We start from the raw sequence: 13014 nt of genomic DNA, 5'->3' as shown, positions 1-13014 counted from the left end.
CCCTTCGGGGCCGGCTCTCAGATTGCAAGCCACGGCGCGCGCCGTGGCCATCGAAGGAATCCCAAGTGAGCATCGCAGAAAACCGGCAACTGGCCGAAATCCATCATTACATCGGCGGCGCCATGCGCCGCGCCGGCGGCCAGCGCCTGGCTGACGTATTCAATCCCGCCACGGGCGAAGTTGCCGCGCGCGTGGCGCTCGCCACTGCGCAGGACGTTGCCGATGCCGTGGCCGCCGCCAAGGCCGCCTTTCCCGCATGGTCCGAGACGCCGCCGCTGCGCCGGGCGCGCATCCTGTTCAAGTTCAAGGAACTGCTCGACCAGCACCACGACGACCTGGCCGCGCTGATCACGCGCGAGCATGGCAAGGTGTTCTCGGATGCCAAGGGCGAGGTCACGCGGGGCATTGAGGTGGTGGAATTTGCCTGCGGCATTCCCAACCTGCTCAAGACCGATTTCACCGACAACATCGGTGGCGGCATCGACAACTGGAACCTGCGCCAGCCGCTGGGCGTGGTGGCGGGAATCACGCCGTTCAACTTCCCGGTGATGGTGCCGATGTGGATGTTTCCGGTGGCGCTGGCGTGCGGCAATACGTTCGTGCTGAAGCCGTCTGAGCGGGATCCGTCTCCGAGTTTGCTGATTGCGGATCTGCTGCGCCAGGCAGGCTTGCCCGATGGCGTGTTCAACGTCGTGCAGGGGGACAAGGAAGCGGTCGATGCGCTGTTGGCGCACCCGGATGTGCAGGCATTGTCGTTCGTTGGCTCGACGCCGATTGCCGAGTACATCTATACGGAAGGGACGAAGCACGGCAAGCGGGTACAGGCGCTGGGCGGGGCCAAGAACCACCTGGTGGTGATGCCTGATGCGGATCTCGACCAGGCGGTCGATGCGCTGATTGGTGCGGCCTATGGCTCGGCGGGAGAGCGCTGCATGGCGATCTCTGTTGCGGTGGCCGTGGGCGAGGTTGCCGACAAGCTGGTGCCGCGGCTGGCGGAGCGCGCGCGTGCGCTGAAGATCCGCAACGGCATGGAGTCGGACGCGGAAATGGGTCCGCTGGTGACCGGGGCGCACAAGGCCAAGGTCGAGGGCTATATCGCCAAAGGCGTGGAAGAGGGCGCGACGCTGGTGACCGATGGGCGGGGGCACAAGGTCGACGGGCATGAGAACGGGTTCTATGTCGGCGGCACGCTGTTCGATCATGTGAAGCCCGACATGACCATCTACAAGGAAGAGATCTTCGGCCCGGTGCTGTCGGTGGTGCGGGTGCATGACTTTGCCGAAGCCGTTGCGCTGATCAATGCGCATGAGTTTGGCAATGGGGTGTCCTGCTACACCAGCGATGGTGGGATTGCGCGGGCGTTTGCGCGGCAGATCCAGGTGGGGATGGTTGGCATCAACGTGCCGATTCCCGTGCCGATGGCCTGGCATTCCTTCGGCGGGTGGAAGCGCTCGCTGTTCGGCGACCACCATGCCTACGGCGAAGAGGGCGTGCGGTTCTACACGCGCTACAAGAGTGTGATGCAGCGCTGGCCGGATGCTATTGCCAAGGGGGCTGAATTTACGATGCCGGTGGCTAAGTAGGGGGCTGTTTGTCAGATTGCTGACAGACTTCATATTGACCGTCGTTCCCGCGTGCACGGGAATGACGGGGACAGGTTCCGTTTGACGCCGGGCCCGGGCTGATCACCCTGCGTGACTGGCCAACAACGCGCCATGCCCCGCGATTCAGCCTTTGCGTGCCACCTCCGGGCGCGCCTTCCACATGTCGGACACTGCGCGAACGATTTCTTCCAGCGTCCGAGTCGTGCCATCGTCCAGCTTCACCCCCCCGCAGATCGCCGCTGCGAAGTATCCAGAGCCGAATGGGCCGTCGAAAAGGCCTGGCCGCACACAGATACCTGGCATGTGCCGGTGGTATGAAAGTCCCGATTATGCCGGGTGGCGCTTGGTCAGAACCCATGCCATGCCGGGCAGTCGCGCCCGGCCGCCTATCGCGTTAAACATTTCTTAAATTAAATTCGAAAACGCGAAATTGGATTCGGATGAATCCTATGGTTTCCGCAGTCACTTTGGGGAGCATATACCACGCGGGCGCGCATTGCGCCTGAGCGTGGCATTGGTGCGATCCATGCCGCCGTTTCCCCATCGTCTGTTGCCCTGCCGAAGGAGTCTTCCTCATGGGTGGTCGTGACCGTTTGCCATGTTCCCGCCGTACCGTTTCCGTTTCGGGGCCGGCCCTGCCCCAGTTGCTGGGGCAGCCCACGCTGGTGTTCTCCCGCCTGTCTGGCACCGACAACCTCAATGAGTTGTTCGAATACGAGTTGGAGTTGCGCACGCCGGATGAGCGTAACGCAATCTATGGCCCTGCCGCCGATCTCGACAAGAAGGCATTGGAAGGCACCGAGGTCACGGTGCAAATTGAGCTGGACGGCTCAGGCATCGGCTTACAAGGGGGCGTGGGCGCCGGCAAGCGCGAGATCACCGGCATTGTGACGCAGGTGCGAGGTCCCTGCCTGGTGGGCCGGCACATTGCCTACCGCCTCACCTTGCGGCCCTGGCTATGGCTTGCCACCTTGCGCTCCGATTACAAGATTTTCCAGAACAAGAATGTGGTCGAAATTCTGGATGAGCTGCTCGGCAAGTACAACTACCCGGTGGAAAAGCGGCTGGACGTGCGGCTGTATCCGCAGCGCCTCTTCCAGCAACAGTACGGGGAGACGGACTACGCCTTCTTTCAGCGGCTCACCCAGGAGTGGGGCATATCCTGGTTCGTCGCGCACTCGAACGAACGCCACCGCGTGGTGCTGACCGACGGTAACGGTGCCTTTGCGCGTTTCACGAGCCCGGCCTATCACACCATCCGATGGCAGGCCGCATCCGACCGCATCGATGAAGAGCATATCCATGAATTCGAGGTCATCGATAAGCTCGTGTCCGGCGAGTGGCGCAGCTCGGATTACGACTTTGGCAAGCCTCGTGCCGATCTATCGGTTAGCCACAGCGACCCGCGCGACACCGCGCACGATAGACAAGGCATCTACGAGTACCCCGGCGACCACAGCCAGCCCATTACCGGCAACGAACCGTGGGAGGACGGCCGGTTCCTTGCACGCATCCGCATGGAGGAAATCCGCCAGCATGGGCTGCGTGGCCGGGGCAAGGGCAACCTGCGCGCCATGGTGCCTGGTTGCACGTTTCACCTCACCAATTTCCTCGGGCGCGAAGCCAACCGGGAATACCTGATCTTCGCCACCCAACTGCGCATTGAAGAGGTGGGCGAAACCAGCGGAGCCGGCCAGCAATGGCACTGCGAAGTGGCATTCGGGGTGCAGCCCACCAGCGAGGTGTTTCGCCCGATGCGCACGCAGAAGAAACCGCGCATGTTCGGCCCCATCCAGGCCCGCGTGGTCGGCCCCAAGGGCCAGCCAATTCATACCGATGAATACGGGCGCATCAAGGTGCAAATGCCGTACGACCTCTACGGCAACGACGACCAGAACAGCTCGTGCTGGGTGCGGGTGGCCAATGGCTGGGCGGGGCATCGCTATGGCGCCATGCATTTGCCGCGTGTCGGACAAGAAGTGCTGGTGATCGGTGTGCAAGGCGATCCGGATTGTCTCGTTGCCGTCGAGCGCGTCTACAACAAGATAAACCTGCCGCCGTGGGCCTTGCCCGATATGCAGGCCCTATCGGGCTTCGCCACCGAGGAATTGCCCGATGGCGAAGGCAATTGCAGCGGGCGGCAAAACAAGATTCTGGCCGACGATACCCCCGGCCAGCCCCAGGCACAGATCGGCTCGGATTTCCAGTCGTCGGAGCTGGCGCTAGGCCACATCGTTGCCATCCCTGACTGGCAGGGGCGCAAGGAGAAGCGCGGAGAGGGGTACGAGTTGCGCACCGATGCCTGGGGCGCCCTGCGCGCGGCCATGGGCATGCTGCTCACGACCTACAAGCGCGGCAATGGCGGCGACTATGCCCTGAGCATGGGCGACATGGTGCAGGCGCTGCAACAGGCCGAGCAGCAGACCGAACAGTTGGCCGATGCGGCGCAGCAAGTCGAGGCGCAGGATGGTGAACAGAAGGACGTAGCCAAGGCCATTGCCCGCCAGCATACGGCGCTCAAGGGCGATGGGCCGCTCAAGGAATTCACCGCACCGCATCTCGCGCTCACCAGCCCCGTGGGCATCGTTAGCGCCACGCCGGGCCTCACGCACGTGCAGAGCGGCACGCATCTTGCCATTACCACCGGGGAGCACGTTTCCGTCACCGCCAATGGCGGTCTCTTCGCCAGCGTGCGCAAGGCGCTGCGGCTGTTCGCCTATGAGGCCGGCATGAAGCTGGTCGCCAACATGGGCGACATCGACCTGCAAGCCCTGAAGAACAATATCAACCTGCTGGCAAAGCTGAAGATCACGATGACCGCGAATGAGATCGTCATTCAGGCCAAGGAGAAGCTGTTGCTGGCGGGCGGCGGCAGCTACCTGCGGCTGGACGGGAATATCGAGCACGGCACCAATGGCAAGTTCACCGTACACGCCGCCAGCAAGCTGCTGACGGGGCCGAACAGCATCCCATCGGAATTGAGCACGAAACAGGTTTGCCTCGAATGCCTGCTCAAGGCGGCCAAGCGCAACACCGGCCTGCTGCTGCGCTGAACCCGAGGCCATCGATGACCACCGAACGAAACCCTGTTTACATCTACGCGCTCGCCGACGGTGCCCAGCACCCCTTGCTCATCGGCGACCTCATGCGCGAGGCCGCCGAGCATCGCAACGTCTATGCCGGCCTGCCCGAGGAAGACGCGGGCGATGCGTCGCTCTTCGTGGCGCACATCATTGATGCGGATGAACCGTGGCTTGCCAGGCTGGACGAACTGGACTTGCAGGCGCCCTGCATGACCTTGCTGTGGAGCCGTGTCGGCATCGATGCGCTTGCCACACACCTGCGGCAGTTCCTGGTGGCCGACCTCGGTGGCGGTGTGAGCGCGATGGTGCGCTACTTCGATCCGCGCAACCTGCACACGGTGACGGCGTTGTGGGGCGACGAGACGACGCGCAAGCTGATGGCCCCCATCCTGCAATGGAAGTATCGCGGGCATGAAGCCGAGTGGAAGCGCCTGGATGGGCCGCTGAACGGCTATCAGGTTCAGATGGCCCCGGTCGCCATCACGCTCAATCAGCAGCAGGTCGATGACTTCCTGGCGCACTGCGAGCCGGACCAGATGCTGGCGGGGCTGGTGGAAGACGGCACCGTGCCGGGGGATGGTCCCTACCTGCCGCGCTTCCTGGATTTCATCGAACGCTATCGGCGCGTGGCGGCCTGGCGGCTCACCGCACACGCCGACCGGCTGGGGTACTGCCAGTACTCCTACCGGTATGGCGCCGACTTCGACCAGGATCCCGAGGTGCGCCGCGCGCTGGAGGTGCGCATGCGTGAGGGCGGGACCTTCGATGGCTGCATGAACCGGGTTTCCGATTACGTGTGGAACCGTGTGCTTGCGAGGCAAGCCGATACGCAAACGAAGAAGAATCATGACGACAAATAGCTGGAGTCGGAAACGCGCACATCCATGGCTCGCCGCTCTGGTGCTAGTGGGCGCATTGAGTGGTCTCTCTGCTTGCTCGGATGATTCGCGGCTTGATCTGTCGGACACTTCCACTGGCTTGAACGACAAGGAGCAGGTTTACGGGGGCAGCGCCCGAGGCCTGAACTACTCGTCCGACGCAATCTATGGCTATTACGTCACGGGTCCAAGAGGCATGAACGGTGGCGGTTCAAAGATGTGGCCGGCAGATAAGGATGGGCCCTCCGAGCCTGGGGAAGTGTGCTGCATCGGCATCCCTCAGCCATGGCAGCCAAACACGCAGTTAAGAATTGAATGGGAGCGGGACCGCAAGCCCTTCGATTACAAGGACAGAAGTGGACTGGCGGTGCTGACTGCAACGGTCACGGTACCTGAGTATGGCCGGAAGACTTCCGGCTTCTGGGCCATCTTCTTGCCGGGAGATCGCGTGAAAGTATTGGTCGGGGATGGCAATGCAAATGGGCATAACGATCTCAACGTAAGACCCGCTGAAGACGATTCCTTTATCGTCGAGGGGGTACGCGATGATGCCTTGACCAAGCAAGCACTGGAGAGATTTCAATAGCGGAGAAGAACCGTGACAACAAATAGCTGGAGTCGGAAGTGCGCGTGCCCATGGTTCGCCGCCTTGGTGATGCTGGGCGCATTGAGTGCTCTATCTGCTTGCTCGAATGATTCGCGACTCGACTTGTCAGACCCCGCAACGGGCGGGGCCGGAAAGGAACAAATTAACCCCGGTGGCGTGCGCGTGCTGAACTACTCCCCCAATTACATCCACAGCTTTGGAGTCACCGGCCCACGCGGCATGAATGGTGGTGGTGGAAATATGATCCGTGGCGATACGGACGGACCTGGTGAAGCGGGGGAGCGATGCTGCATCGGCATCCCTCAGCCATGGCAGCCCAACACCAGTCTCGAAATCGAATGGGAACTGGATCGTTCTCCCTATGACAATAACCTCCAAAATGGTTTGGAAGTGATGAGGGCAATAGTCACCGTGCCGGAATATGGCCCGGAAACTTACGGCTTCTGGGCCATCTTCTTGCCAGGGGATCGAGTCAAGGTGATGGTCATGGATGGAAATGCCAATGGCCAAAACTCCGTAAAGACGAAACCCGCAGACGATGATCCCTTCGTCGTCCAGGGGGTACGTGATGACGCCCAAACTAAAGAACTACTGGAGAGATATCGATGAGCGTATTCCGCCTGCCCAATGCCATGCCGGAAACGGATAAGGGGCGCCTGCCCGAGGGGATGCGGGCCTACGAGAATGGAAAGACCACAGTCAGTGATCCGCTGGGCGCATGTGAACAGACCATTCACATCAATCTGTTTTTCGACGGCACCGACAACAACGACAACGAGAAGAATCATGACAACGAATAGCAGGAGTCGGAAACGAGCACATCCATGGCTCGCCGCTCTGGTACTGCTGGGCGCATTAAGTGCTCTCTCTGCCTGCTCGGGCGATTCACGGCTTGACCTGTCGGACACTGCTGCTGGCTTGGACGACAAGGAGCAGATTTACGGGGGCGGCGCTCGCGGCCTGAACTACTCGTCAGACGCAATCTACGGCTATTACGTCACGGGTCCAAGAGGCATGAACGGCGGCGGTTCAAAGATGAGGCCTGCAGATAAGGATGGGCCCGCTCGGCCTGGAGAAGTGTGCTGCATCGGCATCCCCCAGCCATGGCAGCCGAATACGCAGTTAAGCATCGAATGGGAGCGTGACCGCAAGCCCTTCGATTACAAGGACAGAAGCGGACTGGCAGTGCTGACTGCAACGGTCACGGTACCTGAGTATGGCCGGAAGACTTCCGGCTTCTGGGCCATCTTCTTGCCGGGAGACCGCGTGAAAGTCATGGTCGGGGACGGCAATGCAAATGGGCATAACGATCTCAGTGCCAGACCCGCCGAAGACGATCCCTTTATCGTCCAGGGGGTACGTGACGACGCCTTGACCAAGCAAGCACTGGAAAGATTTCAATAACGGGGAAGAACCATGACAACAAATGGCTGGAGTCGGAAGCGCGCGCGCCCATGGTTCGCCGCCTTAATGATGCTGGGTGCATTGAGTGCGCTCTCTGCTTGTTCGGGTGATTCGCCGCTTGATCTGTCGGACACTGCCCCTGGCGGTGCCGGCAAGGAACAAATCTACCCCGGTGGCGTGTTCGCGCTGAACTACTCCCCCAATTACATCCACAGCTTTCGCGTCACCGGCCCACGCGGCATGAACGGCGGAGGTAGCAATATGAGTCCTTCATATAAGGATGGGCCCGCCGAACCTGGAGAGGTATGCTGCATCGGCATCCCTCAGCCGTGGCAGCCCAACACCAAGCTCGAAATCGAATGGGAGCTGGATCGTTCTCCCTATGACAATAACCTCCAAAATGGTTTGGAAGTGATGAGGGCAACGGTCACCATACCGGAGTATGGCCCGAAGACTTCCGGCTTCTGGGCCATCTTCTTGCCGAGAGACCGAGTGAAAGTCATGGTGGGGGATGGCAATGCAAATGGGCATAACGATCTCAACATCAGGCCCGCTGATGACGATCCCTTTGTCGTCCAGGGGGTACATGATGACGCCCAAACTAAAGAGCTACGGGAGAGATATCGATGAGCGTATTCCGCCTCCCAACGCCATGCCGGAAACGGACAAGGGTCGCCTGTCCGAAGGAACGCGGGCCTACGAGAATGGCAAGACCACGGTGAACGACCCGCTGGGCGCCTGTGAACAGACCATCCACATCAATCTGTTTTTCGACGGCACCAACAACAACGACAACGCGAAGAAGAATCATGACAACAAATAACAGGAGTCGGAAACGAGCACGCCCACGGCTCGCAGCCCTGGTGATGCTGGGTGCACTGAGTGCGCTCTCTGCTTGCTCGGATGATTCGCGGCTTGACCTGTCGGACACTGCCGCTGGCGACGCCGGGAAGGAAAAAATCTACCCCGGTGGCGTCCGCGGGCTGAACTACTCTCCAAATTACATCCACAGCTTTAGCGTCACCGGCCCACGCGGCATGAATGGTGGTGGTGGAAATATGATTCGTGCCGGCGCGGACGGACCTGGCGAAGCCGGCGAGCGATGCTGCATCGGCATCCCCCAGCCATGGCAGCCCAACACCAGGCTCGAAATCGAATGGGAGCTGGATCGTTCTCCCTATGACAATGACCTCCCAAATGGTTTGGAAGTGATGAGGGCAACGGTCATTGTCCCTGAGTACGCGCGAAAGACCTCGGGGTTCTGGGCGATCTACCTGCCAGGAGATCGAGTGAAGGTCATGGTGGCCGAAGGTAATGCCAACGGCAAGAACGATCTTAATGTTCGACCTGCTGACGATGATCCCTTTGTCGTCCAGGGGGTACGTGATGACGCCCAAACTAAAGAACTACGGGAGAGATATCGATGAGCGTATTCCGCCTGCCCAATGCCATGCCGGAAACGGATAAGGGGCGCCTGCCCGAGGGACTGCGGGCTTACGAGAATGGCAAGACCACGGTCAGCGACCCGCTGGGGCCTGTGAACAGACCATTCACATCAATCTCTTTTTCGACGGCACCAACAACAACGGCGACGCTGAGAAGAGCCATGACAACAAATAGCTGGAGTCGGAAGCGCGCGCGTCCATGGCTCGCCGCCCTGGTGATGCTGGGCGCATTGAGTGCTCTCTCTGCTTGCTCGGATGATTCGCGGCCCGACTTGTCGGACACTGCAGCTGGCGGGGCCGACAAGGAAAAAATCAACCCCGGTGGCGTGCGCGCGCTGAACTACTCGTCGAATGGGATCTACAGTTTCAGCGTCACCGGTCCGCGTGGGATGAACGGCGGGGGAGGTGATATGAATCCCGCATCTCCCGAAGGCCCTTCCCAGCCCGGAGAAGTGTGCTGCATCGGCATCCCCCAGCCATGGCAGCCGAATACGCAGTTAAGAATCGAAAGGGAGCGGGACCGCAAGCCCTTCGATTACAAGGATAGAAGCGGACTGGCTGTGCTGACCGCGACGGTCACTGTACCTGAGTATGGCCCGGAAACTTACGGGTTTTGGGCCATATTCTTGCCAGGGGATCGCGTCAAGGTGATGGTCATGGATGGAAATGCTAATGGCCACAACTCTGTAAGAACGAAGCCCGCAGTCGATGATCCTTTCGTCGTCTAGGGGGTACGTGATGACGCTTTGACCAAGCAAGCACTGGAGAGATACCGATGAGCGCATTCCGCCTGCCCAACGCCATGCCGGAAACGGACAAGGGTCGCATGCCCGATGGAACGCGGGCCTACGAGAATGGCAAGACCACGGTGAACGACCCGCTGGGCGCCTGTGAACAGACCATCCACCTCAATCTGTTTTTCGACGGCACCAACAACAACGACAACACGAAGAAGAATCATGACAACAAATAGCAGGAGTCGGAAACGAGCACGCCCATGCCTCGCAGCCCTGGTGATGCTGGGTGCATTGAGTGCACTCTCTGCTTGCTCGGGTGATTCGCGGCTTGATCTGTCGGACACTGCCACTGGCTTGAACGACAAGGAGCAGATTTACGGGGGCAGTGCTCGCGGTCTGAACTACTCGTCAGACGCAATCTATGGGTATTACGTCACGGGTCCAAGAGGCATGAACGGCGGAGGAAGCAATATGAATCCCGCTTCCAAAGATGGGCCCTCGGAGCCAGGAGAAGTGTGCTGCATCGGTATCCCTCAGCCATGGCAGCCGAATACGCAGTTAAGAATTGAATGGGAGCGGGACCACAAGCCCTTCGATTACAAGGATAGAAGCGGACTGGCTGTGCTGACTGCAACGGTCACCGTACCCCAATATGGCCCGAAGACGTACGACTTTTGGGCCATCTTTTTGCCAGGGGATCAAGTCAAGGTGATGGTCATGGATGGAAATGCCAATGGCCATAACTCCGTAAGAACGAAACCCGCAGACGATGATCCTTTCGTCGTCCAGGGGGTACGTGATGACGCCTTGACCAAGCAAGCACTGGAGAGATACCGATGAGCGCATTCCGCCTGCCCAACGCGATGCCGGAAACGGACAAGGGTCGCCTGCCCGAAGGAACTCGGGCCTACGAGAATGGCAAGACCACGGTGAACGACCCGCTGGGTGCATGTGAACAGACCATTCACATCAATCTGTTTTTCGACGGCACCAACAACAACGATGATCCCAAGACGCCTGCCCGCTGGCGAGACTCGACCCGCGAGACACACACGAACGTAGCGCGGTTGTTCAGAGCCTGTCCTGCTCGACCGCGGCAGGGTATCTTCAGTTCTTACATAGCCGGGGTTGGCACACTGTTCCCCGAGCTTGGTGAGAACACCTATAGCGCCAGCGGAAAAGCCTTTGCCAGCGGTTTCGCCAAGCGCTGCGCGTGGGGCTACACCCGCGTGCTGAATGCCGTGCACCAAGCGATGGTGGCGGGCGACGAAGAGGGGCTCATAGCCAACCAGGAGGCAAGCACAATCTGCGCAAGGCTTGACTGGAACCTTGGTTCCGCCTTGCTCACCGCCAAGGAGAAGCACCTCGGCAACTTGCACGACGCTCTGGTCCGCCAGTGCCAGCGCAACCGTCTCGTCAAGAAGGCCTACATCAACGTATTCGGTTTCTCGCGTGGCGCGGCGGGCGCGCGAGTGTTCGTCAGTAAGCTGATCAATTACTGGGCCAAGGCCGGCAAGCTGGTGGACAAGATCGACTATGAAGTCAACTTCATGGGCCTGTTCGATACCGTCGCGTCAGTCGGGCCGCCGGAGTCCTTTCAGACTGCCGTGGATCTGAATTTCTTCGACGGGCATTTTTGGGCAGCAGCAGACGGTGCCCTGAACATCCCGGCCCAGGTTCGGCGATGCGTGCATTTCTTCTCCATGCACGAACAGCGTATGAGCTTTCCGCTGGATTCCATCCGCAAAGGACAAAGCTACCCGGCGGGGGATAGCAAACTGCTGGAAGTGCCCTATCCGGGGGTGCATTCGGACGTGGGCGGCAGTTACGCACCGGGCGACCAGGGCAAGTCCGTGAAGGGCGAGGGCTACCGGCTGGGCAAGATTCCGTTGCACGATATGTACATCGAGGCATTGAAGGCGGGGGTACCGTTGCGGCGGTTGGATGCCACGAGCGAAGAAGACCGGATGGCCGCGAACAACGTGCAGGATTTCGCTATCGACCCAGCCGTCGCCAATGCCTTCAACAACTGGCGCGCCGCCTTGCCCCCCATCGACAGCGTGGAGAAGGCCCTCGAATTCGGCCTGCGCCAGAGCCTGCAATGGCGCACCCTGCGCGCACGCTGGCACACCGGCACCTACGTCACCAACCAGGGGTTCTATCGCTATTGCGCGGACCCGGCGAACAAGCGCGAGGACAGCAAGACACCCCAGCAACTGCGCACGGAAGTTGACCAGGCGAAGAAAGACGATCCCGTCATTCAAAAGCTGGAACAGGAAAACACCCTTCTAAGGCTGCAAATCCAGCGACTCAGGGACCGTGCCATGTTTCCGCAGACCACTGCGCAGACCATGGCGGATTTGACGGAGCGCCGGACGCTGGAAGCCAGGATTGTTGCGAACGACGCCGCCATCGCTGCGCGAGAAAGGGAGTTGATGGCGAAAGCGGCAAACAAGAATGCCGCCGACTGCCGTCCGGGAGAAGGCGCCGACGAGTTTGTCACCAATGACCGCACCGACTTGCTGGAGGCGGCGGAAGAATTGCAGTTGCTCCTGGGATGCCTGCACCCCGAACTTCAGCCCAGCTTGAATGTGCGGAAGGAACTTGTGACGCGGCCGCTCTCGCCGGTCGGGGCAGTGGAGCGGGCCGCCAAGGGTTTCAGGTACCTGGTGACCCCGCGCGCAGAACATCCGCACACCGATTCAAAGCTGCTCGCGCTGGTCGATGGCGACTTGCTGACGAAAAGCGCTGCGGTGCGCGGCTATTGGCCCATTGATGACGTATTGGTGGAGCCTGCGCCGGAGATGATCCCCTATCTCAAGGCCACAACTTCTGCCAAGGCAGTGGACGACTTTGCCTTGCGCGAGAAGGCGACCATCGAATTGTTCGATCACTACATCCATGACAGCCGCGCCTGGTTCCGCGTGCCGAACTTCCACGAGTACGCGCCGGGTGGCTACGGGTGGGCTCGGACATTTTTTGTCGGCGACAGCAATGCCGTGCGGCACCTCGGCATGAAGGCAAAGGGCGTGCTGGATAAGCTGCAAGATACCGCTCGGGCCGTCGAGCGCGAGTTCGATGCCGCCAGCGACAGGACGATTCGGGCGGTGGGCGACGCAGCCGGACGCGCAGTGGATGCCGCCCGCGATGCCGTCATCGATCAAGGCAGGCGGGCCATCGATCAGGTCATCCCCTCTGGATTCCCGACGCCACGACTATGAATGGCCACTGACGTTTCGTCATGGCACGTGTCAGC

General features: G+C 60.5%; 14 protein-coding genes. All 14 read left to right on the top strand.

Annotation, left to right across the window (positions count from 1 at the left end; genetic code table 11):
• Nucleotides 1–65: 65 nt before the first annotated feature.
• The 14 genes from ACIP1U_RS23470 (at nt 66) to ACIP1U_RS23405 (ending at nt 12979) form a co-directional block, all read left to right on the top strand.
• Nucleotides 66–1583: a CoA-acylating methylmalonate-semialdehyde dehydrogenase gene (locus ACIP1U_RS23470; RefSeq protein ID WP_400320029.1), complete on the top strand. Its 1518-nt coding sequence runs from the start codon at nt 66–68 to the stop codon at nt 1581–1583.
• Nucleotides 1584–2179: 596 nt separating this feature from the next.
• On the top strand, nt 2180–4657 hold the full coding sequence (locus ACIP1U_RS23465) for a type VI secretion system Vgr family protein (protein WP_400320027.1): 2478 nt from the start codon (nt 2180–2182) through the stop codon (nt 4655–4657).
• 14 nt (nt 4658–4671) lie between these two features.
• Nucleotides 4672–5547 carry a DUF4123 domain-containing protein gene (locus tag ACIP1U_RS23460; RefSeq protein WP_400320024.1) on the top strand — a complete coding sequence of 292 codons (876 nt, stop codon included), beginning with the start codon at nt 4672–4674 and terminating at the stop codon, nt 5545–5547.
• Entirely contained in the window at nt 5534–6151 is a 618-nt protein-coding gene (locus tag ACIP1U_RS23455; RefSeq protein WP_400320021.1) for a DUF3304 domain-containing protein, read from the top strand. The genes ACIP1U_RS23460 and ACIP1U_RS23455 overlap by 14 nt, the downstream gene beginning before the upstream one ends.
• Nucleotides 6152–6163: 12 nt before the next feature.
• Entirely contained in the window at nt 6164–6781 is a 618-nt protein-coding gene (locus tag ACIP1U_RS23450; protein ID WP_400320018.1) for a DUF3304 domain-containing protein, read from the top strand.
• Nucleotides 6778–6972: a hypothetical protein gene (locus ACIP1U_RS23445; protein WP_400320015.1), complete on the top strand. Its 195-nt coding sequence runs from the start codon at nt 6778–6780 to the stop codon at nt 6970–6972. The genes ACIP1U_RS23450 and ACIP1U_RS23445 overlap by 4 nt, the downstream gene beginning before the upstream one ends.
• Nucleotides 6959–7576 (top strand): DUF3304 domain-containing protein, encoded by a 618-nt coding sequence (locus ACIP1U_RS23440; RefSeq protein WP_400320012.1) that lies wholly within the window; start codon nt 6959–6961, stop codon nt 7574–7576. The genes ACIP1U_RS23445 and ACIP1U_RS23440 overlap by 14 nt, the downstream gene beginning before the upstream one ends.
• Nucleotides 7577–7588: 12 nt before the next feature.
• Entirely contained in the window at nt 7589–8206 is a 618-nt protein-coding gene (locus tag ACIP1U_RS23435; protein WP_400320009.1) for a DUF3304 domain-containing protein, read from the top strand.
• The gene (locus tag ACIP1U_RS23430) at nt 8163–8399 is read left to right on the top strand and encodes a hypothetical protein (RefSeq protein ID WP_400320006.1); all 237 of its coding nucleotides are present in this window, start codon (nt 8163–8165) and stop codon (nt 8397–8399) included. The genes ACIP1U_RS23435 and ACIP1U_RS23430 overlap by 44 nt, the downstream gene beginning before the upstream one ends.
• Nucleotides 8386–9003, top strand: coding sequence for a DUF3304 domain-containing protein (locus ACIP1U_RS23425; protein WP_400320004.1), 618 nt, complete (start codon nt 8386–8388; stop codon nt 9001–9003). The genes ACIP1U_RS23430 and ACIP1U_RS23425 overlap by 14 nt, the downstream gene beginning before the upstream one ends.
• Nucleotides 9000–9749, top strand: a complete 750-nt coding sequence (locus ACIP1U_RS23420; protein ID WP_400320001.1) for a DUF3304 domain-containing protein — start codon at nt 9000–9002, stop codon at nt 9747–9749. The genes ACIP1U_RS23425 and ACIP1U_RS23420 overlap by 4 nt, the downstream gene beginning before the upstream one ends.
• Before the next feature lie 47 nt (nt 9750–9796).
• On the top strand, nt 9797–9994 hold the full coding sequence (locus tag ACIP1U_RS23415) for a hypothetical protein (protein ID WP_400319998.1): 198 nt from the start codon (nt 9797–9799) through the stop codon (nt 9992–9994).
• Nucleotides 9995–10037: 43 nt separating this feature from the next.
• Nucleotides 10038–10598, top strand: coding sequence for a DUF3304 domain-containing protein (locus tag ACIP1U_RS23410; RefSeq protein ID WP_400320244.1), 561 nt, complete (start codon nt 10038–10040; stop codon nt 10596–10598).
• Nucleotides 10595–12979: a phospholipase effector Tle1 domain-containing protein gene (locus ACIP1U_RS23405; RefSeq protein WP_400319995.1), complete on the top strand. Its 2385-nt coding sequence runs from the start codon at nt 10595–10597 to the stop codon at nt 12977–12979. Before ACIP1U_RS23410 ends, ACIP1U_RS23405 begins: the two co-directional genes overlap by 4 nt.
• Nucleotides 12980–13014: the final 35 nt, after the last annotated feature.

The sequence above is a fragment of the Cupriavidus sp. NPDC089707 genome (assembly GCF_044748965.1).
Taxonomy (GTDB): Bacteria; Pseudomonadota; Gammaproteobacteria; order Burkholderiales; family Burkholderiaceae; genus Cupriavidus.
This window is presented reverse-complemented; position numbering and strand designations above follow the sequence as displayed.